This is a genomic window from Sporosarcina sp. AD_1 (assembly GCF_057373025.1).
The window spans coordinates 162106-184079 of the sequence record NZ_JBPVIR010000009.1 but is presented as its reverse complement, the minus strand read 5'-3'; the positions used below and the strand labels follow the sequence as shown (position 1 = coordinate 184079).

Genomic DNA, 21974 nt, shown 5'->3' with positions numbered 1-21974 from the left:
TTTGCGCGTTTTTTATCAATATGGATAATACGGCGGATAATACGGAGGATAGTACCCCGGATAACCTCCATACGGATAATAATTATAATATGGAGTCGGATAGTAAGACTGCGGGAAAAACGCATTTCCTAGCAAGCTGCCTGCCAAACCTCCTAAAAATGGACCACCGAATCCACCGAATCCAAATCCAAACCCATTATTCCCAAAACCCCGTCCAAATCCGCCGCCATAACCACGACCACCTCTACCGTAACGTACCATCTTCATCCCCCTTTCCCACCTATCCTATTCAACATAGATGATTTGTGGAGGGACAATGGCCTATTCTGAATCCTTTTCCGCCATTCTTTCAACCAAAGTTGCAAGTGTGCGTACCATGACACCTGTTGCGCCCTTTGGTCCGAGATCATGAGGAGCAGATGCATCGGACGTGCCCGCGATATCCAAATGGATCCATGGTGTGTCGCCAACGAATTCTCCAACAAATCCACCGCCAAAAATCATATGGCCATCCCGGCCCGGCGAATTGTTCAAGTCCGCGACATCACTTTTTCGGATTCGCTTCTTGTCGTTCTCCGTCAACGGCAGACGCCATACAAATTCGCCTGTTTCCAAGGAAGCTTCCATGAATTCCTCGAAGAACTCCTCATTGTTTGTGAGTGCACCTGTTTTATCATTTCCAAGAGCTACGATGACACCACCTGTCAATGTCGCAACATCAATCAGATAGTTTGCGCCGGACTGCTTCGCATACGTCACAGCATCTGCCAGCACGAGCCTTCCTTCCGCATCCGTGTTCAGTACTTCAATTGTTTTTCCACTTAATGAAGTGATGACATCGTCTGGTTTAAACGCCTCACCAGAAATCATATTATCCGTGGCACCAATTACGGCGATGACATTTCGGGCCGGACGCAATTCGCCGATGATCGCCATGGCTCCGAGAACAGCAGCAGCTCCTCCCATGTCTCCTTTCATTCCGACCATGCTCTCCCGTGGTTTCAAGGAGTAGCCGCCTGTATCGTATGTAACGCCCTTACCGACCAAACCGACAACATCTCCCCATTCCTCTGTTGCCGTATATTTCAACACGATCATGCGCGGTTCCTCGACAGAACCTTTATTGACGGCAAGAATCGCTCCCATTCCGAGCTCTTCCATCTCTTTCTTGCCAAGTGTTTCAATCTCGAATTCGTATTTCTCCGCTAGTTCTTCAGCATATTCCGCAAGTTTGGTAGGCGTCAGCAAGTTGGGCGGCATATTCACAAGGTTGCGAGCTTCCTTTACTGCACTTGCATATGCTTTTCCAACGGCATAAGCAGCTTTCAATTCATCTTCATCGTATGATGAAATGAACTGCAGCGACTCAATAGCGAAATCCTTCTCATTGGAATCCGTCCGGTAGCCTTCAAATTTATACGTACCCAGGCCTATACCTTCAGTTGCCGCATAGGCGACATCCGCACATGTCAATTCTTCGGTTGTGAACGGAGCTGTCCAAATGGCTGCGTTTTCATACTTGCTTGCAAGCAATTCTTTTCCGACAGCCGCAAACGTCTGGCGAAGTTTCTCCTCGGTCAAGTCTTTCGGTGCGCCTAGTCCCACAAACAGCACGCGTTTATAGCTCTGTTCGGATAAAGACGGCATTTTGACGATTTCTTTAAATCCAGTCTTAATATCTCCGGCGCGCACCCAATCCAAAATCCTGGAACTGAATGAGTCCGCAAACGCCGCCCACCCCTCTACATTTTCAGGATGTTCGGGTACGCCGACAACTAAAACGTCTGCTGTCACTTTGCTGAGTTCTGTTTCAATTGATAGTGTTTTCATTTGACTCCTCCTGACTTTTCATACATCTTGTATTATATACCATTGGTCCATTTACTTAAAATTTTGGAACGTAAAAGTTGTAATTTTCAAGCCCTCTTCCAATCGCTATGGTATACTGAAAAAAACGATTGAAAAATCGAATAAGAAGCACTGCATTCGCCGAAAAAAGTTTTTTTACGGCCATTATCTTTTAACAAGGAGTGTAAGCAGATGGGTATAGTACAAAACACTCCGCTTTTGGCGGCTTTATTTGCCATCTTCTTTGCGCAGTTCGTCAAAATTCCAATCCATTATTTATTGACACGAAAACTCGATTGGAAACTGATGACGTCCACCGGTGGCATGCCGAGTTCCCATTCGGCAGCCGTATCAGCCTTGACGACAGCCATTGCCTTTGAAACTGGTTTAGATTCTCCCCTCTTCGCTGTGTCTGCGATTTTCGCAGTTATTGTGATGTTCGATGCGACAGGCATTCGCTATCAGGCGGGGCAGCAAGCACTGATTATCAATCAGATGCGGCTGGACTTCCAGACGTTTGTTCAGGAGATAAAAGGCTGGCCACAGAAAGACGGACAGCAAAAAATACAGGAGCTGAAAACATTGCTTGGCCACAAGCCGAGTGAAGTGTTTGCAGGTTCTGTTACGGGGATACTCATTTCCCTTATTACGTACACCTTTATCAAATGAAAAAGGCTCACCTGGGGGATACCCTCCAAGCTGAGCCTTTTCTCATGTATAAAAACAGTATGCTGCGTGCTAAGTTAAAACATTTGATAGCCTTGTTTCCGCAATGCTTTGATGACGATCCCTGAGATGATGGCACCGACAAGACCACTTGTCAAAATGATAATATCGACCGCATGCAAAGCCATGATCTTATGTCCCAAGGCATTGAATGCATAAGCCGGTTTCGTAAAGTACTCATAAAATTTCACTTCATCGATAATCAAGATGACAACGATCGGATAAATGATGGCCATCAGCCAAGACATCCGCAACAGCATATTTAATAAAAAACCGATGCCAAAGAACATGACAACGAAAATTAACACGGATAAGATGACTTCCACCAAAGAAATTTGTTCCAATTCGACTACCCCCGTTTTCCAATCACCATTTTACAGGAACATCGGCACCCTTTCAACAGAATGAGGAACAGTCACCGATTTGTCAAAGATCACTCACTGAAAAATAGTTTGTAAGCCGTATAGCCAAACCAATCACCGGGGTTTCGATCCTTCATTCGAAACAGGCCGGACTCTATCGTTTTTTCTGCCATCTCTTGAAGCATTAGGGAAACATCATCCCCATCCATTAATTCAAAAGGAGATTGCCAGGCGGCGGCAGCAATCTCTTTCGCATCACGCTGGATCATCTGCCCTTCACTGATCGGCTTCAATAAGAAAATGCCCATATTATCACTGATCGTGCCATTTAGCACGCCTGTGCGGAAGCCGATCATACCGACCAGCTCACTTTCGATTCCTGTTTCTTCCTTCACTTCCCTGATGGCTGCCTGATCCGCCGTCTCTCCGCCTTCCACAAAACCTGCAGGAAGGGACCAGAAACCTTTCAATCCGCCATACGTCTTTTTAACGACGAGCCATTCCCCATTACTGTTTATCACGAGGCCGGCAGCACCAAGCCATACATTGCCCCTTGCTGTCACAGAAAGATCCCCCTTTCTAAAAAAAAGCACCTGCCCTGTACTATAGGCAGATGCTCATCTTGAACTTTTCTTATTATAAAAGGTTGAACTTCCCTTTTTTCAATGTGAGGCCTAGACCGCCAATCAAGAACAATGCCCGGTTGTCGACCATCTTCTTCATGAAAGATGCTTTTTTACCTGTCATCTTCTTGCCGAAAGCAACACCGATTGCATCGTCATCACCAAGGGACGCAATGCTTCCTTTTAGGTCAGGAACAAATTCGGACGTCGATTGTCCTTTTATTAGGGCAACTAGGTTGTTTGCACACATGTCACCTTGCTGCATCGCGATTTGTGCAGTTGGAGGATATGGACGGTTCGTTTCTTCATTGATCATCAATGCGCAGTCGCCCACGATGAATACGTCATCAAAGCCAGGAGCACGAAGATCCTTTTCAACTTTGACACGCGCACGCATGTTTTCGATGCCAGTTTCTTCGATCAAACGGTTACCGCGGACACCTGCTGCCCATACGACTGTTCCCGCTTTGATGAACTCGAATTCCTCTTCGCCTTTTTTGATCTTAACGCCTTCAGGAGTCGCCTCTACAACTGGCGTGCCAATTGAGAATTCAATTCCTTTAGACTTCAATTGACGAACTGCATAATCGACTAGTTCAGGGTCGAATCCTGGAAGAACCATTGGTGCCGCTTCTACACAGATAACACGGACTTTTTCGCGCGGTACATCGAATTCTTTGCAAAGTTCCGGTACACGGTTTGCCAATTCACCTAGGAATTCAATACCTGTGAAACCAGCTCCGCCTACTACGATTGTCAGGCGACTATCGTCTTTTTCGTCTTCCAATGACCATGTAGCAAATTGGTATTCAATATGCTCACGGATTTGACGTGCTGCTTTAACATTCGCAATGGAAAGAGCATATTTGTCCAATCCAGTAATGCCGAATGTTTCTCCTTCAAAACCTAGTGCGATAACAAGATAGTCATACGCATGCGTACCCACATCAGTTGTAACAACTTTGCCCTTCACGTCGATCGCTTGGACTTCAGCTTTGACGAACTTGACTTTATCTTGGCTGATAACATGCTTTATATCATAACGGACCTGCTCAGGAGATAATGTACCAGCTGCAGCTTCATGCAGCCAAGTCGACTCATAGTGATAATCGTTCTTGTTGATAAGTACGATATCCGCCTCATCAGTTCCAATCGATTTTTGCAAGTTAACGACTGTAGCTAAACCGCCGTAACCCGCACCTAGTACTAAGATTGTCGGTCTTTTCACGAAAATCGAAACCACCTTTGAATTTATTAGCCCGCAAAACGGGAGAGCCCCCACTTAAAAAAAGTGTTACACCCGCTGGCTTACCAGGTAGCACAACCTGTCGGCCAAATGGTCTAACTTGCAATCGGAGGGTGTGGGGACCCCACATCGATTGAAGTATCACTTTTTGCGCCCGGCCCATAGGAAATCGGTATGTGAGACGATTTTCATAGTCCTGGCATTTGTCCATTTTCGACAAACTTCTATACTTATACTAGCCCTTTTAATAAGCGTTTTCAACACTATAATAAAAATAGTTATGATTTGAAAATACTGAAATAGGGCAAACTATGCCCGTAGGTATTTTCAAAGGGAATACCCCTCTATTTTAATTAATCGCAAGACTGCGGCGATCCTGCTTTAGATGCGGTTCTAAAGGACGTTCCACACCCACATGAAGCAATGGCATTCGGATTATCGATTGTGAAACCTCCACCCATGAGAGACTCCTTATAATCCACTTTGGTCCCCGTGAGAATCGGCGCATCTTCTTTCGTAACGAGCACATTGATACCGTGCTGTATGGATAGAATATCATCATCTGTTTGTTCTTCCGCAAAGCCTAATCCGTATGTCAATCCGCTGCAGCCGCCTCCATTGACAGAGACACGCAAGAATGAACCTTCTTCCCCATTATGCTCCATCATCTTTTTCACCTGAAAAGCAGCCGCTTCTGTAATTTCAACATATTGAGTCATTTTATTCACCTTCCTGCAAAATAGTTGCCGATTTATACGGCATGTCATTTATTTTTTTATCATTTCCCTAATCATATCAAGGTTTTTCGGAGCTGTGCAAATATAGTTGCTTCCAGTTCTAAAGATTTAGGTTATAATGAAGATAATAGTACGAAAGGATGGTGCGCTATGGAGATAAATCCTACCTACGAAAAGAAAATCCAGTGCCTTCATTGCAAGGAAAAATTTACTACTACTAAAATCCGTTCTCGTTTCGTGCGCGTCATCAAGCATGAGAGTGACTTCAAGCCAATTTACAACAACTCGGATTTGCATCCGTTATTTTATAATGTCGCGGTTTGTCCGCATTGTGGTTTTTCCTTCACAGAAGATTTCACACCTTATTTTGGCCCTGGCGTCAAAGAAGAAATTGCCCAAACGATCACTTCGCTCTGGAGCGGCCGCTCATTCGGCAACGAGCGGACAATAGATGAAGCGATCGAGTCCTATAAGCTGGCCTATCTGAGCGCCAGCATCAAAAGGGAAAAATCACTGACGATGGCTGGCATCACGTTGCGGATTGCCTGGCTATACAAAGACAAAGACGACGAGGCTTCCGAGAAAAGATTTAAAGCCATTGCACGCGACCTATACACAGAAGCGTATTCAAATGGGGATTTTGCCGGAACCCAAATGTCAGAAACCCGTGTCCTTTATATGATCGCAGAACTGTCCTGGCAAATTGGTGACGAGGAAGAAGCGATACGGAATTTATCCCGTATTATTGAGAGCCAGCGCACTTCGACAGAACCCCATGTCATCCAACTCGCGAAAGATCGTTGGCAGGAGATACGTGAACTGAAAACACAACCATGAAAAAGCGGCCCATTGCACAGGCCGCTTTCTCATTTAGACATTTGCATTAAAATACTTGTTCCACTTCTACAACGCCAGGTACCTCTTCAAGCAATGCGCGCTCAATTCCGGCTTTCAGTGTGATCGTCGAGCTCGGGCAAGTGCCGCAAGCCCCCAATAGACGAAGCTTGACGATGCCATCTTCCACATCGACCAATTCACAGTCGCCGCCATCGCGCAAGAGGAATGGACGCAATTTATTTAAAACTTCTTGTACAGAATCGATCATCGTTGTATCTGTCATGGTATAAGTTCTCCCCTTTCATTATACTTATTATAATTAAAGAGCACTGCAAATACAAATTAATAAATTTGTCCGCAATTGAAAGTTCTGGTTCCATCTTAGTTTTTACCGCTTTTTCGTTTGTATGCAGAAAGGCGAAACCTTGTGTTTTCCTGAAATAGTTTCTACTGAATAAATTCTATCAACAAGCGATTAAAACGCTCCCGTTCCTCCCAAAATGGACCATGTCCACTGTAATGAAAAGGAATGAGCTGCGAATTGGCGATTCTTCTATTTACTTCTTTCGCTTGAGAAAATGGAATCACTTTATCGTGAATGCCGTGAATGAGTAACGTTGGTGCCTGAATGGCGGCGAGATCTCTTTCCACGTTTTCATCACGCAATAAAACAACAATAGCTGCCGTCGACCAACCTGCTGCCTGCATCCCCATTTGAAAAAACCAATCCGAAAAAGGCTTCGTAATATATTGGAAGAAGAAGCCGTCTGTGACTTCCTGCATCAGTTTGGGGCGGTCGTTCACGGTTTGTGTTAAATAACGGTTTGCCGTTTCGATAGAAAAACCTGTTGGCGCTGCCGCATCAACGAGAACTAGCCGGGACACGCCATAGCTATGATATCTCGACATATACCGGATGGCAATTGCCCCGCCTGTTGAATGGCCCAAAAGCGTAAAATTTCGGAGCTCGAGCGCCCCGACTACAGCCCGGAGATCATCCGCCAGTCGATCTAATGTGTAGCCGTTGAACGGCTTATCCGATAAACCAAACCCTCTCCAATCTAGGCCGATGCAACGATATCCCATAGCCGGCAGAACATCAAACTGATACTCAAACTGTTTGTGGCTTAACGGCCAGCCATGGATGAACAAGATCGTATGTTCAGCTTCCGGGTTCAGGTCTTCCACATACAAGTTCACTCCCCGGTCCACATTGACGTAATACCCGATACAAATTCCTCCCCATTGCGTTGTCATCAATAGGCTATTCCATATCAACTGGACATATGTGCATACCAGCAATTGAACCGTCGATTTTAATGAAACAGTTTATTAACTCCGAACCGGATAATAGTTTGCTAAAATCTCATATCTTTCTTATCATAAAGATAGAAGATTCGCTAACAGATCGGAGGGAACTGTCAAATGGGGGAAAGTTCAGTGAGAATAGAAATTTACGGAGCGGATGTCGTCTGTGCAAGCTGTGTCAACGCGCCTTCGTCAAAGGATACATATGAATGGCTGCAGGCGGCCATTGACCGGAAATATCCCGGACATCCGTATCACATCGAATACATCGATATTGAATCGGATATTGCGGATGAGGCTCAAAAATTGGTTGCCGAGCAAGTATTGAACGATGAATACTTTTACCCGCTCGTCATGGTAGAGGGAGAAGTGGTCGGTGAAGGCTATATTCAATTAAAACCTGTCTTTACCGAACTCGAGAAACACGGCTTTGTACCGCAAGGCTAATCGATATGTAGTGAAAATAAAGGGGATGGAAATCATATAGATTTCTATCCCTTTTGCTTAAACATGTGCATTTAACTGTTAGTAGACTGAAATAACGTTGATTTCCGTTCCGGGCGGACGCTTTCCGGGGGGGCTTGCCCTCAGCCAAGCGAACAACGAAGGGTTCGCTTGGCCTTAATTTCTGCGAACTTTGCAGAAATTAAGGCATCTGGCTGCTCCTAACGCTTTGCTTTTAGTCGCCGCCCTGCACTACAATCAACTGGAGATCCTTTATGACAGGTGCATCATTTCTGCCTCCATAGCCTACTGGCCAGCTTCTTCAAATTTATGACATCAAAAGCCCGTATTGCCTGCATGGACTTTTTAAAAAAAGTCCATGCAGTGTTTCCCTTGCCATGCTTTTCTTTTGTCTCTGTAAAGACGCGTCAATTGTTTCATTGCACTTTCCTTGATTGTCTGGCACATGAACGGATGCCGCAGATATACTGATTATATGTCATCTTGATGAGTACGATAGGTTCTATGCTAGCTGTCCAATGATTGAATACAGATCTTCAACTAATAGATATGTAGGAGAAGTCATGAGCCGCATACAGTTTTCGCACCAGATGTTCTTGAGGAATCAATTGCTCTTTGATTAGCATCTATAACAGTTCCAGTTCATCAATTTTATTGTTCGACATCTTATCCTTTACCTCATTCAATTGGTAATGGACTCCGTTGATTGTAGCGGAGAGCGGCGACTCCTGCGGGAACAGCACGGGCTGAAGACCCTGGACTGAGCGAAGCGAGTGCCGCCACTAAGAACAGCTTTTGCGATATAAAGCAGAGCGTTTGGAGTATAGGGCTGCCTTAATTTCTGCAAAACCCCAGAAATACGGCAAATCGAACCCTTCGCCGTTCGATTGGCTGAAGCCGTGCCCGCGGAAAGCGTCCGCTCGTAGCGGAAATCAACACTGTTAGTTCATCTCTATTTGAAAAGAAAAAGACTGTAGGCAAACACCAAAGCGCAGGGTGTTTGTCTACAGTCTGACATCCCTTCACATGCTGAAGGGATTTTTCATATTAGCCATTATGCCATTTGTACATCCAAAGAACACCGGATTTCAATAATCTCGCAATCCGGCCGGTTACGGTCCGGTCGGCTAGGTAGGCGAATCCTTGCTTCTTCCCAAGGGAGCCCATGAATCCTTTTAGTTTGATTTCCGGCATTTCTTTTGGCAACGGCTCCCCGTTCCATTCCATCCGAAGGACACGGACGATTTGCTCGGCCTGTTCCTCTGCAAGCTGAGCGCTCGGGGCATGTGGCAGAGCTGCAATATCTCCAACGACATACACTTCCGTATGACCTGGAACTTGGTGATATTGGTTCAACACCACACGGCCCGACCGATTCTTTTCCACGTCCAGATTTTCAATTAATCCAGCTGGCTTAATGCCGGCTGTCCAGACGACAGCATCGACTTCAATTTGATCTTCGTGGTTGTAGAGAGCGTTCGGCTCTACTTTTGTAATATTCGAATTGGAGACAACCTCGACGTCATGCTTGATGAACCAATCCTTTACATAGTTACTGAGCCGCTCAGGAAAGTCCTTCAAAATTCGGGAACCGCGATCGAACAGCTTGATTTTCAAATCGGGACGGCTTTCGCGCAGCTCGCTCGCCAATTCAATACCGCTTAGCCCTGCGCCCACGATGCCGACTGTAGCGCCGCCACCGAGGCCTAGCAGCTTTTTGTACGTCACTCGGGACTTCCCGATCGTTTGGATGCTGTACGTGTTCTCAGCGGCTCCTGGAACGTCATGATAGTTATCCTCGCAGCCAAGACCGATCACCAACTGATCGTAAGGGATTTCCTTGCCATCCTGCAGAAGGACCAGCTTTTCAGCCAGTTCGATATCCTCGATCTCCCCTTCTACTACACGCAGCCGATCATGCACAGGCAATGCGACTCGTACTTCGGAGTCCGGAACGGTGCCTGCAGCCAGAGCGTAGAACTCTGTCTTTAAACTATGAAATGGCGTGCGGTCCACCAGTGTAATTTCAATGTCGTCAGGAAGTTCTTTATTCAAAAGGCGGAGCAAGATGCGCATGTTTCCATACCCTGCACCTAATAAGACAAGTTTTTTCATATTATTCTCCTTCGTCTAACAGTTTCCGTTATTTTTCCACCCTATTATATCAGTTTGTGATAACTTTCACAATAAGACTTGAAAATTGACGCCGTTCGGAAAAAAGAGTAGGATGCCATTTAGGTGAGGTGATCGTCGTGAATCCGATAGTTGAATTTTGCATGAGCAATCTTGCAAACGGTTCACAAAAAACATTGGAAGTGTTAGAAAGGGATCCAAACATAGATGTATTGGAATATGGCTGTCTCAGTTATTGCACAGCCTGTGCGGACTCGCTTTACGCCCTCGTAAATGGGGAAATCGTGAAAGCGGAAACGCCAGAGGAATTGACAGAGAAAATCTATCAATTCATCGAAGAAAATCCTTTATTTTAATGAACTGATTAGGAAAAATGCAGGCAATCCAGTTTTATGGATTGCCTTTTATATTGTCTATGCGTAGTCCTTTATCGGTTCCAATCGGTGAGTGTTGCAAAGAGATGTGTCGGCTGCTTTGCCGCTTGCAGTACAGTTTCACGGCTTGTGACGCCGCCTTCCACGTGAATCGTGTCAATGCCGAAACGAAGGCCGGCTTCGATATCCGTTTCATAATTATCCCCGATCATCACCATTTCATCCTTCTGATATCCGCCTTGCTGTTGGATGAAATGCAGCATATGCGGCTCTGGTTTGCCTACAATGACCGGAACGACATCAGTGGCATATTCCATAAGCTTTACGAACGAGCCATTTCCAGGCACAAGTCCGCGTTCAGTCGGAAACGCTTTGTCTCCATTCGTCGCGACAAATCCGGCTCCCGCCCGGATGGCTAGACAGGCTTCCGCCAGCTTGGCATAGTTGGCGCCGCGGTCAATGCCCATCACGACAATATCCGGGTTGCGATCCGTCAGGGAGAACCCTTGCTCCACTAACGCAGCACGCAGTCCTTCCTCTCCGATCATCATGACAGAGGCACCGTCAAAATGTTCCTTGCAATACGCAGCCGCCGCAATCGCAGACGTCATAATATGGTCCTCTTCTGCCTGAATGCCTAGAGTGGCAAGTTTAGCTTGGAGCTGGAATGGAGTCATGGACGAGTTGTTCGTTACAAAATACGGAGCTGTTCCCCGGCTGCCCAGTGCATCAATCAGCTCAACTGCCTCCGGAATGGCTTCCTTCCCTCGGTACACTGTCCCATCCAAATCAAAACAGACCGCTTTATACTTGTCCATTCTCTATTACTCCTGCTCCGAATCCGAAGGTAAAAAAGCGGAAACCGGACCTAGTTCATTCTCCAAATAATCACGAACCCTCGGCGGGAATGCAGCCAGTTCCTCGAGCGATCCAGATAACACGGTATCCAATGTTCCAATATCCACTTTCACGAAGTCGCGGACAATCATTTTCCGAAGTTCCACAACACGTTTCAACGGTTCAGCCATCTGTGGAGTGATCACTTTTTCATCCTCTAAAATATCGATGATATCCTCATAGCTACCCGGATCCCGCATGATGAAACCGTCAATCATCGAGTTGCCGACGTCGATGATCGATTCTACGATTCCGTGCGAAAGTCTTTCTAATGCGAGTGCGTGGACTTGATCCTTCTGCCATCCTGCCTCCTGGCGGAATAACTCAAGCAGCTGCTCCATGTAGGTAAGGGTAGCATAAATTTTCTTGCGATCAATGAAATACAATTGGGTCTCCTCCTAAGTAAGCAATTTCATGCTTCCATCATATCACATATCTTATTATACTCTTTTCCGTCATTTCGTTGCCATCAGGCTCGTCAAATAAAGGCAAGGAAAAACGCATGTGTAGTTTACACATGCGTTTGCTCATCCGGTACAGTCTCGACAGGAGCCGACTTCACTTTCCCGGTCTTTTTCAAGATAAAATAGGCACATCCGAAATTACAGTATTCGTATAAATAATCTTGAACCGTACTAATTTTGGTTTCATAGGTCGCCTTATTGTTCCGATCCTCAAAAAATCCTTTGAGACGAAGCTGGCCGTATCCCCAATCCCCCAAAATATAATCGTACTTTAACAAGACGTCACTGAACCGGGCGTTCAGCGCCTCTTCATTAAAACCATCGCGATACTCTTTAACGAGATCATATGTGTAATTTTCTATCGTAATCAATGTCACACCACCATTCAGCTTTTCACCGCTGACTCCAATAATTCATCACCAATCCGTTGCTTTTCCTTCGCTGCCGAGTTAACCTGCTCATCTGCATGGTAACTCGAACGAACAAGCGGCCCTGCTTCACAATGTGAGAAACCTTTTGACATCGCAATTTTCCGCAATTCGCCAAATTCCTGTGGAGTGTAATACTTCTGGACTTTCAAATGCTTTTTTGTCGGCTGCAAATATTGGCCGATCGTCATGATGTCCACTTGATGCGCACGGAGGTCGTCCATCGTCTCGATGATTTCTTCCCACGTTTCTCCAAGTCCTAGCATTAAAGAAGATTTGGTTGGAATATCAGGATACATTTCCTTTGCACGAAGCAGAAGTTCCAAGGAACGATCATACGTCGCACGTGCACGGACTCTTGGTGTCAATCTTCGAACCGTTTCAATATTGTGGTTCAAAATATCCGGCTTGGCATCCATAAGACGCTTCAAGTTATCATAATCTCCGCCCATATCAGAAGGAAGCACTTCCACTGTTGTGAACGGATTTTTACGCCGGATGGCCCGGATCGTTTCCGCAAAAATGGCAGAACCGCCATCCTTTAAATCGTCGCGCGCTACCGCGGTGACCACGACGTGTTTTAAGTTCATCAAAGAAACCGAATCTGCGACACGTTCCGGTTCTGCTTGATCCAATTCATTCGGAAGACCCGTTTTTACCGCACAGAAGCGGCATGCACGAGTACAGACAGCCCCTAGAATCATAAACGTAGCCGTTCGGCGCTCTCCCCAGCACTCATGGATATTCGGGCAGCGTGCTTCTTCACAAACAGTATGTAAGTTCTTTTCACGCATCAATTTTTTTAAATCTGTATAATTGTCATTCGTGTTCAGCTTGATTTTCAACCAATCCGGTTTACGGACATGTTCATCTCTTTTTTTGACTTCTGGTCTGCATGACAAGACAACCGACTCCAATCTGCTTGACGATATATTCCCTTATACCTGTCAATGTAACATATATTCAGACTTCAAACAACCTCCCGCCGCCTCCAGAACTAAAATAATTCTAAAGCTGTTCGCATGAAATGGAACCTCTTTCTTAGGACACTTGGCATTCTCTTTTCTTCTAAATGCCGAAGCGGGAGTACGGTTTGATTCACAAGAAAAAGACTGCAGACAAAATCAAGGTTTCTTGACTTTGCCTGCAGTCTGGAACGCCTTCTATCAGGCGCTCTTTCCATATTAAGCTCTGCTTCTGGATTTCATTATTGCATAAACGACGCTTGCCGCTAAACCACCCCAGATAATGAGGATCCCAACAACCATCATTAAAATTGCATCTCCGCTCATTGTGAATCCTCCTTATCGATTATCATATTCATTGAATTCTGTCGCTTTCTTATTCCACTTCATTGCTGTGAAAATCAGTGCCATGACAATGGCGAAGATGGCAACTGACCATCCGCCAGCCAAAATGAATCCGTCCGGATAGCCTTCGTAGTTTCCGTTATCCGTGTCATGCAACTTGAAAATATTTTTACGAAACAAGTCGATCATCATCCAGCCCAATACGATAGGTGTTATGACGCTCAAACAAATACGCCAGAGAGTTCCCACCCGAATATCTGATATCTCATTGGCATGCGTCTCGAACACGCGAAGCTTACGGAATGCCCAAGCAATGAGAATGACTTCTATTAATCCAATCGCTGCAACTCCGAACTGGTTGATAAAGTAATCGGCCGTATCAAGCAAATACAAACCGCCATTCGTTGCGAACAGCAAGGAGATAAGCGCAGCTGCCCCCACCCCGATGATAACGGACTTGGTACGGGACACATTGAACTTATCGGAAACCCCTGCAATATACGTCTCACAGATCGAAATAAGCGATGTGAGCCCTGCCAGTACGAGTGACAGGAAGAAGAGTGCTCCGAAGATTCCATTCATCCCCGGCATCTCATTAATAATTTGCGGGAATACGACAAACGCCAAGCCTACACCTGCAGTAGCCACTTCGCCGACTGGCACGTTCGCTTGCGTCGCCATGAATCCTAGCGCCGCGAAAATCCCAATTCCTGCAAGCAATTCAAAACCGGAGTTCGCAAATCCTGTGATGAATGCGTTGTTCGTAATATCCGATTTTTTTGGCAAATAGCTGGAATAGGTAATCATGATAGCGAAGGCGATGGATAAACTGAAAAAGATATGCCCATACGCCGCCACCCAGACGGTCGAATCCGCTAACTTGCTTAAATCAGGTTTGAAGAAAGCCTGCAATCCTACAGCCGCTCCATCGAGCGTGACCGCACGCAAAACGACTAGAAGGAAGACGACGACAAGTGTCGGGATGAAAATACGGTTTGCCAGTTCGATCCCTCTCTTGACTCCAGCAAGCAAAATAATGAAGGCAATTGCCCAAACGAGCAACAATGGAAGTAATACGCCTGGAACGATTCCACCGATTTCTCCCGGATTGTCCGCGAGATGCAATACGGAGCCGAACAAGAAACCGCCCGTATCATCCCCCCATGCCATATTGAAGGAATAAATCGTATACTTCATCGCCCACGCGATGATGACAGCGTAGTAAGTCGAGATGACGAACGAAACAAAGATCCCCCACCATCCGAGCCACTCCGCTCCTTTTCCGTTCATACGGAAGAATGACAATGGAGCGGAACCACGATACTTATGGCCTATTGTAAATTCCATGATCAAAATCGGTATGCCGGCAGTCAGTAGTGCGAATAAATATGGAATGAAAAATGCCCCTCCGCCGTTTTCATACGCCACGTATGGAAAACGCCAGATATTGCCGAGCCCTACCGCGGAACCAACAGCAGCCATAATAAATCCGGCCCTCGTGCCCCATTGCGAACGCTGTTCCATAAAGCTCTCCCCTTTCCCTATTGCTCCTTTTCTAAAAGGAGTCAAAGTTATATATTTTCAGATTAGTATATAATCTTAGAGATTAGTATATACGTCTAACTGACTATTGTCAAAACAATATTTTATTCGACAATTAACGCATCCATAACAAAAGGGCGATGAAAAATCATCGCCCCTTCCTTTCAATTATCTTAATTACCAAAGATGAATAACGCATTATGCGGAATGCCCTGCTTTCATTTTTTTACTCTTTGCGGTCCAGACAAAGAACAAGGTTCCGAGTACAGCAAGTGCCACAATCAGACCTATCCAGACAGAACCGGTCAATCCTAAAACAATATAACCCACCACACTGATGCTTGCAGCCACCAAGGCATAAGGCAACTGGGTCGACACGTGGTCCATATGGTTGCAACCCGCTCCCGTTGATGACAGGATCGTCGTGTCAGATATCGGAGAACAGTGGTCTCCGAACACAGCACCCGCGAGTACCGCTGACAGTGCAGGCAGCAGAAGCTCAGGCTCTGCATTCAGCATAATCGTACCGGCGATCGGCAGCAGGATGCCGAAAGATCCCCAAGAAGTGCCTGTGGAAAACGCCATGACACCCGCCAGCACAAACATCAGTACAGGAATGAAACCGACAGGGATATTGGATTTCTCTACGACGCCAGATAAAAATTGTCCTGTTTCCAATACATCGATCAAATCAGTCAAAGCCCAAGCGAACACCAGAATTAGAACAGCGGGCATCATCGCTTTAATACCGCTGATAAACGCTTTTCCAAGCCATTGCATCGACGCGGTTTCGTTATGTTTCAGTTGAGCGATATAAGACCAGCCCGCGACAAGCGTTCCGATCGATCCGCCGATCAGCAAGGATCTTGGTACATCGGTATTTTCAAAAATCGACCAGATATTCATCGTTCCGCCCGCTTGGTAGCCAGTGTAGATCATCATACCGAACGTCGCAACGACGAGCGTAATAATTGGCGCTACCAAATCTCTCACCTTGCCGTAGGAATGGACAGGAAAATCCTCTTTCAGCTGGCCGGGGATATCTTTGTCGGGGTGGAAGAGCTGGCCCTCGTCCGCCAGTTCCTCATGCTTTTTCATCGTAAAGAAGTCGATGTTTGTCCAAGCGAAGAAGAACACCATCAATAGAGTGATGATTGCATAGAAATTCATAGGTGCCATCAGCAGGAATGCAGATAGCGGCGAGTAGCTCAATGCTGCCGTCGATCCGAGGATCAATGCCAGCTGGCCGATCAGGAATGCTCCCCAGCTGGAAATCGGGGAGATGACACAGACAGGTGCGGATGTCGAGTCGATGAAATAAGCAAGTTTTGCTCTGGACACTTTATGCTCGTCCGTAATGGGACGCGCAATTTGTCCAACTGCCAGCGCATTGAAATAGTCATCCACAAAGATGAGCACGCCGACAATGACTGTCAGCAATTTGGCACCACGTTTTGTCTTGATTCGGCGAACGGCCCATTCCGCAAATGCCCTGCTCCCTCCCGAGAGACTGACAAACGCAGTGATCACACCCAGCAATAAGATGAAAAGCATAATGAAAATATTATACGTATTCAGGGCGCCGTCATCCCAAAACGAGACGATCATCCCCTTCCATAAATAGCTGACTGTTTCAGCCGGTGAAAACGAAGCGACCAATAAAGCCGCGGCCACAATACCGCTTCCTAATGATAATAAGACCCGCTTTGTCACCAACACCATCACAATGGCAATCAGCGGCGGTAAAATTGATACCCAAGTTCCAATCAAGTTGCTTTCCTCCATTTCTATGAATCGAGGCCAAGTAGGGGGAATGAAAAAACCGATACCTTCACACTTGCGTGCATCCGGTATCGGCTATCTACGGTTCGTTTGTTGGATAATTTCATACTATCTAACGTACGATCTGTAGCTCATCATACATTCTAATCATGTATGACAGTGTCATCCCTGTTCGGAATGACCCCAGCTTGAAGGACCTGACAATCCATTCAGCTTCGGCAAAGCTTCCTTTCTAGCACGGTCAACGGTGTCACCCTCTCGTACGTTACTCATAAGCAATGCAGCCTCTACCTAATCGATATTCTTCTAACATTTACTAGCCTAACAAGAATAGATGGCAAAATCAATGGTTAATTATCCTTGCCTTTCTGCAATGGCACTTCGATTTGCGGCGCGTTTCCATCACCCTTATTGTAAATTTGCGGAATCGGGCTTTGAATCATGCCGAACGCTACCGGAATGCGCTGCTCCACAGTTGTCGTACGTGTCGCAAGTGGTACGATGATTTGGACATCCACCGTAACAAGGACATTCAACTCAACAATGGCATTATTGATGCCAAACTCGGTCACAACCGTTTCCACATCGGTATGCACGCTTCCTACCACATGAAAGCGAATAGGGATTTTCGGGCCGAGATTACCGAGCAGTGGGATGTTCGTCGCTTGCCCAACCGGGACAAAAAAGACAACGCCTCCATGGCTTTCCATCGCTTGCGGGTCGTATTCGATATTTTCATTAAGCGGCAGCATATCCATATTGCCGCTTTCCGCCATATCGAGATGGGACTCCACTAAACTATGGATTTCCGCCATGGTCTTACTGATGATCTCCGTATCGAACTGTGTTGTGACCATCGCACCCGAATCATTGGGAATGTTTTTAATAATATCATTGACGTTATAAATTTCTGTGGACCGGGATTTGATTGCCTGCGTGATGACATGCGCCGCAATGATTTCCGTCTGAAACTCCGCGTACTGTATGTAAATAGGGGTAAGTCTGGCGTTTACGATATAGAGGAAAATAGCGATTGTCAGAAGAAACGCAGGCAATATAAGGGATATCCATTTACGCTTTTTCTTTTTCCTGCCGTAATATTTACGCGGGACTTGACCATAAAATTTCAAAACGACTCCTCCTACATAAATCTATGCAGGCAAGGAGCCGTTCATTCCATTTGCTGACTGCCAGTCCGCTTCTCCTCCAGCAAGCGTTTGCCATACCAACCGGCGACATCTCGGATCAATTCAGGCATAATATACTCCTTTGGCGCATCTTTCAATAACGGAAAGAAGTAGCCAAAAGTGAACATGTCCAGCGTAACAAGCCGATAGCTCTTGTCATCCTCCACTTCCTCGTCACCGACGCACAACATTCCTTCATCCATCCATAGCCGTTCACGGATCATGGCTCCCATTAGGGTGCCACGAAAGCCAAGACCTCTCACTTCTGTCCGTGGCAGCTCGTCGTTCAGGGAGAGCTCATAAAGCTCACGCAACTCTCTGCCGTTCAGACTAACGATGCACGGATTGATCGGATGAGGCAGCAATGCATGCAGATCCCCTTTGGTCACCCAGCCGTTTTCCAGCCCGCCTAGAAAGATGCCGGCGTTGAACAATGCACAATCGGCCTCTGTATAAGCAATCAGCGCCTCTCCGAAGAAAGAGGACAGCTTGCTTGGACCGAACAATTCCTGAGGCATCGATTCAATATTATAAAAGACGTTTTCGTCCAGCGTCTTCTTTCCGCGATCCATCAATTCATTAACCATCGCCGTATCTCCCGGATCACTGTCCAAGCCATCACATCGGACTACAGCCGCCTCTTTATGCGTGATTCGTTTTTTCTCAACGTCGTATTCAAGCGCGACATGCCCGACGTACATCCCGAATTTCCCCGTCGCGGCCAATAATGTATCCCCGATCCATTCCCCTTCTGTAAATAAATGATGGGTATGCGCACCGAGGATGACATCGATCGAATCAAGTTCTTCCGCAAGCTTCCGGTCCTCATGGATACCTAGATGGGAAAGGCAAATTAGAACATCCGCCTGTCCTTCTATTTCCGCCACGATCTTTCGAAGGGCGGCATGCGGTTCTGATATCTTCCACCCCAAACGGGAATAAAAAGCCGGATACATCGCCGTTGCGCCGATCACACCGATGCGCACGCCTTCTGCCGTTTCAAAAATGCGATACGGCTTCAGCCACTTGGGAAACGTCCCATCCGGCTCCTCCAAATTACAGAGAATCACGTCGAACGCCGCCCCTTCGTATAATGTGTTCAATGCATTCTTCGACAACGTGATCCCTTCATTGTTGCCGATTGTCACTGCATCGCATCCCGCGCTGTTCAAAAGGGCGACATTTCCCTTTCCTCTCGTGCCCTCCGTATAGGGATGGGATCTGTCGATATGATCGCCGATATCGAATACAAAACAAGCATCACCTTGCAGCTGATGCTTTACTTTGTTCTCTTTCAAATAACGGCTTATTTTCGGCCAGTTATCAAAATGGCTATGAAGATCATTTGTATGGTAAAGATGAATTGAGATAATAGATTCCTTCATTTCAACCCCAGATCCCTTCAATGATCGATCGAATTCCAAACAGCAATAAAATGACTCTCAGAACAACAACAAGCGTTTCCGAATTCATTTTTTTATTCAGATTCGAACCGATCGTACCGCCGATGTACGCACCGGGAATGACCGGAAGTGTATACAGCCAAGGCACATGCCCGAGCGAAATATGCGTGATCGAGTTGACGATAGCCGATAAAAACACCATAAACATCGATGTACCGACCGCAACATGCGGAGGAAATAGGAAAAGTAAAATCATCGCTGGCACGATCATTGTACCCCCGCCAATGCCGAAGAGCCCAGACGTGAAGCCAATCACAAACGTGAGCAGCAAGGCAAACCAGATCGGATAGCCATATACATGGGTTTCTCCTTTTGGATCAATGAAGACACGTTCCTTCCCATGGTTCACAAACCAATGGATCGGCTTTAAATATTTTCGAGCGAGCAATAAAACAGCCAACACAATAAGCAAAATACCAAAATATAAATTAAATGATGGCAAGTCTACATTTTTATTCACAAATGCCCCGATCAAAGTCCCGGGGACCGTTCCTATAAAGAAAATGAAGCCGCTTTGATAATCGACCGTCTTTACCTTCATGTGAGATATGGTCGAAGAAAGCCCGTTGAAAATCATCATGATGACGGACAACCCGACAACACTTTGCGGTGTGATGCCGGGAATCCAACCGAGATCAATGCCGACGAGCAAAGTAAGGGGTACAAGGATCGTCCCGCCCCCTAAGCCGACGATGGATCCAAGCACACCTGCTAGCGCACCGATAATCGCTAATAATACGTATTCCATTACTCATCTCCTCCAAAGAGGTCCAACTGCTTCGGTGCTGGGCCGGCACTATCAAGTCCTTGCAAACACTGAAAACGCTTTGCATTCTCTGCCGCATGCCCTCCGGAATTGTTGTTGAACACGATGTAAATCTGTTCCGATTGCTTTTCAAGGTCGGCAACCGCCGCCCCAATTCCCTCCAGCTCCTCATCGGAATAATTATAGAGATACCGCACTTTGCGCCACTCTTTGCTATCTCCTGTGACATTGCGCCAGCCACCCACATTCCGTCCATGTAGACGGACAAACGTTTTGTCAGCCCGGGTTGCGATCGGAACGAGCGGCACACTGCCTTCTCCGGCCTGCGGTTCATCGCAAACCGTATGAATTGCCTTCAATTCCCTCAGCAGCTCGAGAGTCTTCTCCTTAAATTCATCTGAATACCAGCTTTGATGGCGAAACTCAATCGCCACATCGTAATCGGCCAGCTCTCTGCATATGTATCTGATTTCTTCTACGTGCGCCCGGATGCAATCAAACCATGGCGGAAATTGGACAAGCACCATCGCCAGCTTTCCCGCTTCCTTTAAAGGCCCGATCGACAACCGGAATGCCTGAAACATCTCTTCCGGCGTATCATACGGGATCTTCCCTCTCTGATGGCCAGTCATGCCTTGGTACGCCTTGACGATAAATTGAAATGTATCTGGCGTTTCCCTGATCCATTTCCGGATATTCCGCTCCGGCTGTATGGCGTAAAAACTCGAATCCAATTCGACGATTGGGAAATGGGTACTGTAATCAATCAATTTCTCTTTGGCATTCGAAGTGGGGCTATAAACATCGGGATGATCTCCCCATCCTGTCAAACCGACTTGAATCAATGCCCTCTCCCCTTTCTAGATTTCGTATAATCCATCATAGCATATGCCTAACAGGATGCATTGCTAGTTTGCATTTTGAATCACAATCTCCCTTTCCCTTTATGGAAAAGCAGTAACCGTCCGTGTCTGCCTCTTCAAAGGCATTAGATAAGGGGACTTTCCTTTTTATGCAGGAAATAAACTGTATCTAGAACCTCCAGCTGCTAATTTAATACTTGATTTCATCTCTAAATGCTTTAGTATATACTGTTGTAGTTCTATCGTTTGCAGAATGAGATTGGATAAAGTTAATTGTTTAATTTGGAGGTTATTATGAATTATAGAATCAGCAACAAAGCAGTATTTGAACAAGCACAGGTACGTTCGGTTTCAGATGTAGTGTTTACCGAGGAAGAACTTCAAAACGGCATGAAGCTTGCAGTGTCTAAAGACGATCCTACTCTCGAGCTGTATTTAATAGAAGTGGACGGCCAGAAAAAGTTTGAAGTACGTTGGGATGATTCGCAAGAGCTTTTCACGGGCTGGTATACCGCTTGGGAGAACTTTACTTGGTGCATGAACATAGCAGGCAAGTAACAAAAAAAGGAAGAACGAGTCCGAAAGACTCTGTTCTTCCTTTTATATTTTACAC

25 protein-coding genes and 1 riboswitch are annotated in these 21974 nt (G+C 46.2%); of the genes, 5 read left to right on the top strand and 20 right to left on the bottom strand.

Going from position 1 to position 21974, the window contains the following annotated elements:
- Positions 1 to 15: 15 nt before the first annotated feature.
- A complete protein-coding gene (locus ACSW3C_RS17270) occupies positions 16 to 261 on the bottom strand; it encodes a hypothetical protein (RefSeq protein ID WP_486564037.1) in 246 nt (81 codons plus the stop codon).
- Positions 262 to 321: 60 nt separating this feature from the next.
- Positions 322 to 1830 carry a leucyl aminopeptidase gene (locus tag ACSW3C_RS17265; RefSeq protein ID WP_486564036.1) on the bottom strand — a complete coding sequence of 503 codons (1509 nt, stop codon included), beginning with the start codon at positions 1828 to 1830 and terminating at the stop codon, positions 322 to 324.
- 210 nt (positions 1831 to 2040) lie between these two features.
- On the opposite strand from ACSW3C_RS17265, the gene ACSW3C_RS17260 reads away from it, so the two are divergent.
- On the top strand, positions 2041 to 2517 hold the full coding sequence (locus ACSW3C_RS17260) for a divergent PAP2 family protein (protein WP_238081035.1): 477 nt from the start codon (positions 2041 to 2043) through the stop codon (positions 2515 to 2517).
- Between the two features lie 74 nt (positions 2518 to 2591).
- Here the strand turns inward: ACSW3C_RS17260 and ACSW3C_RS17255 are convergent, their stop codons facing one another.
- From ACSW3C_RS17255 to ACSW3C_RS17240, 4 genes are all read right to left on the bottom strand, one after another.
- Positions 2592 to 2918 (bottom strand): YuiB family protein, encoded by a 327-nt coding sequence (locus ACSW3C_RS17255; RefSeq protein ID WP_486564035.1) that lies wholly within the window; start codon positions 2916 to 2918, stop codon positions 2592 to 2594.
- Between the two features lie 89 nt (positions 2919 to 3007).
- Positions 3008 to 3499 (bottom strand): NUDIX domain-containing protein, encoded by a 492-nt coding sequence (locus ACSW3C_RS17250; protein WP_486564034.1) that lies wholly within the window; start codon positions 3497 to 3499, stop codon positions 3008 to 3010.
- Between the two features lie 73 nt (positions 3500 to 3572).
- Positions 3573 to 4787 (bottom strand): NAD(P)/FAD-dependent oxidoreductase, encoded by a 1215-nt coding sequence (locus tag ACSW3C_RS17245; protein ID WP_238081032.1) that lies wholly within the window; start codon positions 4785 to 4787, stop codon positions 3573 to 3575.
- Between the two features lie 371 nt (positions 4788 to 5158).
- Entirely contained in the window at positions 5159 to 5524 is a 366-nt protein-coding gene (locus ACSW3C_RS17240) for a HesB/IscA family protein (protein ID WP_486564033.1), read from the bottom strand.
- A gap of 168 nt (positions 5525 to 5692) precedes the next feature.
- Between ACSW3C_RS17240 and ACSW3C_RS17235 the strand changes: the two genes are divergently transcribed.
- Positions 5693 to 6379 (top strand): DUF2225 domain-containing protein, encoded by a 687-nt coding sequence (locus ACSW3C_RS17235; RefSeq protein ID WP_486564032.1) that lies wholly within the window; start codon positions 5693 to 5695, stop codon positions 6377 to 6379.
- 46 nt (positions 6380 to 6425) lie between these two features.
- Here the strand turns inward: ACSW3C_RS17235 and ACSW3C_RS17230 are convergent, their stop codons facing one another.
- Positions 6426 to 6662, bottom strand: coding sequence for a NifU family protein (locus tag ACSW3C_RS17230; RefSeq protein ID WP_184212455.1), 237 nt, complete (start codon positions 6660 to 6662; stop codon positions 6426 to 6428).
- A 164-nt stretch (positions 6663 to 6826) separates the two neighbouring features.
- Complete coding sequence (locus ACSW3C_RS17225) at positions 6827 to 7609, bottom strand: alpha/beta fold hydrolase (RefSeq protein WP_486564047.1); 783 nt, start codon at positions 7607 to 7609, stop codon at positions 6827 to 6829.
- Between the two features lie 195 nt (positions 7610 to 7804).
- Here ACSW3C_RS17225 and ACSW3C_RS17220 point away from each other — a divergent pair, with 195 nt between their 5' ends.
- Positions 7805 to 8134: a YuzD family protein gene (locus ACSW3C_RS17220; RefSeq protein WP_486564031.1), complete on the top strand. Its 330-nt coding sequence runs from the start codon at positions 7805 to 7807 to the stop codon at positions 8132 to 8134.
- A 1065-nt stretch (positions 8135 to 9199) separates the two neighbouring features.
- Here the strand turns inward: ACSW3C_RS17220 and ACSW3C_RS17215 are convergent.
- Positions 9200 to 10267: an NAD(P)/FAD-dependent oxidoreductase gene (locus ACSW3C_RS17215; RefSeq protein WP_238081028.1), complete on the bottom strand. Its 1068-nt coding sequence runs from the start codon at positions 10265 to 10267 to the stop codon at positions 9200 to 9202.
- Between the two features lie 137 nt (positions 10268 to 10404).
- Between ACSW3C_RS17215 and ACSW3C_RS17210 the strand changes: the two genes are divergently transcribed.
- Complete coding sequence (locus tag ACSW3C_RS17210; protein ID WP_486564030.1) at positions 10405 to 10641, top strand: YuzB family protein; 237 nt, start codon at positions 10405 to 10407, stop codon at positions 10639 to 10641.
- 71 nt (positions 10642 to 10712) lie between these two features.
- Here ACSW3C_RS17210 and ACSW3C_RS17205 read toward each other — a convergent pair whose 3' ends face one another.
- From ACSW3C_RS17205 to ACSW3C_RS17155, 11 genes are all read right to left on the bottom strand, one after another.
- Entirely contained in the window at positions 10713 to 11477 is a 765-nt protein-coding gene (locus ACSW3C_RS17205; protein WP_486564029.1) for a TIGR01457 family HAD-type hydrolase, read from the bottom strand.
- Between the two features lie 6 nt (positions 11478 to 11483).
- Positions 11484 to 11942, bottom strand: coding sequence for a DUF86 domain-containing protein (locus tag ACSW3C_RS17200; RefSeq protein ID WP_486564028.1), 459 nt, complete (start codon positions 11940 to 11942; stop codon positions 11484 to 11486).
- A gap of 125 nt (positions 11943 to 12067) precedes the next feature.
- Entirely contained in the window at positions 12068 to 12391 is a 324-nt protein-coding gene (locus ACSW3C_RS17195) for a YutD family protein (protein WP_486564027.1), read from the bottom strand.
- A 14-nt stretch (positions 12392 to 12405) separates the two neighbouring features.
- Entirely contained in the window at positions 12406 to 13350 is a 945-nt protein-coding gene (gene lipA / locus ACSW3C_RS17190; protein ID WP_238081023.1) for a lipoyl synthase, read from the bottom strand.
- 282 nt (positions 13351 to 13632) lie between these two features.
- A complete protein-coding gene (locus tag ACSW3C_RS17185; protein WP_238081022.1) occupies positions 13633 to 13740 on the bottom strand; it encodes a methionine/alanine import family NSS transporter small subunit in 108 nt (35 codons plus the stop codon).
- A gap of 12 nt (positions 13741 to 13752) precedes the next feature.
- Positions 13753 to 15282: a sodium-dependent transporter gene (locus ACSW3C_RS17180; protein ID WP_486564026.1), complete on the bottom strand. Its 1530-nt coding sequence runs from the start codon at positions 15280 to 15282 to the stop codon at positions 13753 to 13755.
- Positions 15283 to 15498: 216 nt separating this feature from the next.
- Positions 15499 to 17070 (bottom strand): Na+/H+ antiporter NhaC family protein, encoded by a 1572-nt coding sequence (locus tag ACSW3C_RS17175; RefSeq protein ID WP_486564025.1) that lies wholly within the window; start codon positions 17068 to 17070, stop codon positions 15499 to 15501.
- 131 nt (positions 17071 to 17201) lie between these two features.
- Positions 17202 to 17380: riboswitch (Lysine riboswitch) on the bottom strand.
- Positions 17381 to 17432: 52 nt separating this feature from the next.
- Positions 17433 to 18212: a sporulation protein YunB gene (gene yunB, locus ACSW3C_RS17170; protein ID WP_486564024.1), complete on the bottom strand. Its 780-nt coding sequence runs from the start codon at positions 18210 to 18212 to the stop codon at positions 17433 to 17435.
- A gap of 41 nt (positions 18213 to 18253) precedes the next feature.
- A complete protein-coding gene (locus ACSW3C_RS17165) occupies positions 18254 to 19654 on the bottom strand; it encodes a bifunctional metallophosphatase/5'-nucleotidase (protein ID WP_486564023.1) in 1401 nt (466 codons plus the stop codon).
- 1 nt (position 19655) lies between these two features.
- On the bottom strand, positions 19656 to 20480 hold the full coding sequence (locus ACSW3C_RS17160) for a sulfite exporter TauE/SafE family protein (protein WP_486564022.1): 825 nt from the start codon (positions 20478 to 20480) through the stop codon (positions 19656 to 19658).
- A complete protein-coding gene (locus ACSW3C_RS17155; protein WP_486564021.1) occupies positions 20480 to 21343 on the bottom strand; it encodes a DUF72 domain-containing protein in 864 nt (287 codons plus the stop codon). Before ACSW3C_RS17155 ends, ACSW3C_RS17160 begins: the two co-directional genes overlap by 1 nt.
- 312 nt (positions 21344 to 21655) lie before the next feature.
- Here ACSW3C_RS17155 and ACSW3C_RS17150 point away from each other — a divergent pair, with 312 nt between their 5' ends.
- Entirely contained in the window at positions 21656 to 21919 is a 264-nt protein-coding gene (locus ACSW3C_RS17150; protein ID WP_486564020.1) for a hypothetical protein, read from the top strand.
- Positions 21920 to 21974: the final 55 nt, after the last annotated feature.

Coding starts and splice junctions, on each gene's coding strand:
- ACSW3C_RS17165 (WP_486564023.1), bottom strand. CDS start 19,654: ATGAAGGAATCTATTATCTCAATTCATCTTTACCATACAAATGATCTT.
- ACSW3C_RS17215 (WP_238081028.1), bottom strand. CDS start 10,267: ATGAAAAAACTTGTCTTATTAGGTGCAGGGTATGGAAACATGCGCATC.
- ACSW3C_RS17270 (WP_486564037.1), bottom strand. CDS start 261: ATGGTACGTTACGGTAGAGGTGGTCGTGGTTATGGCGGCGGATTTGGA.
- ACSW3C_RS17160 (WP_486564022.1), bottom strand. CDS start 20,480: ATGGAATACGTATTATTAGCGATTATCGGTGCGCTAGCAGGTGTGCTT.
- ACSW3C_RS17230 (WP_184212455.1), bottom strand. CDS start 6,662: ATGACAGATACAACGATGATCGATTCTGTACAAGAAGTTTTAAATAAA.
- ACSW3C_RS17205 (WP_486564029.1), bottom strand. CDS start 11,477: ATGGACAAGTATAAAGCGGTCTGTTTTGATTTGGATGGGACAGTGTAC.
- ACSW3C_RS17240 (WP_486564033.1), bottom strand. CDS start 5,524: ATGACTCAATATGTTGAAATTACAGAAGCGGCTGCTTTTCAGGTGAAA.
- ACSW3C_RS17180 (WP_486564026.1), bottom strand. CDS start 15,282: ATGGAACAGCGTTCGCAATGGGGCACGAGGGCCGGATTTATTATGGCT.
- ACSW3C_RS17235 (WP_486564032.1), top strand. CDS start 5,693: ATGGAGATAAATCCTACCTACGAAAAGAAAATCCAGTGCCTTCATTGC.
- ACSW3C_RS17220 (WP_486564031.1), top strand. CDS start 7,805: ATGGGGGAAAGTTCAGTGAGAATAGAAATTTACGGAGCGGATGTCGTC.
- ACSW3C_RS17185 (WP_238081022.1), bottom strand. CDS start 13,740: ATGAGCGGAGATGCAATTTTAATGATGGTTGTTGGGATCCTCATTATC.
- ACSW3C_RS17265 (WP_486564036.1), bottom strand. CDS start 1,830: ATGAAAACACTATCAATTGAAACAGAACTCAGCAAAGTGACAGCAGAC.
- ACSW3C_RS17150 (WP_486564020.1), top strand. CDS start 21,656: ATGAATTATAGAATCAGCAACAAAGCAGTATTTGAACAAGCACAGGTA.
- ACSW3C_RS17260 (WP_238081035.1), top strand. CDS start 2,041: ATGGGTATAGTACAAAACACTCCGCTTTTGGCGGCTTTATTTGCCATC.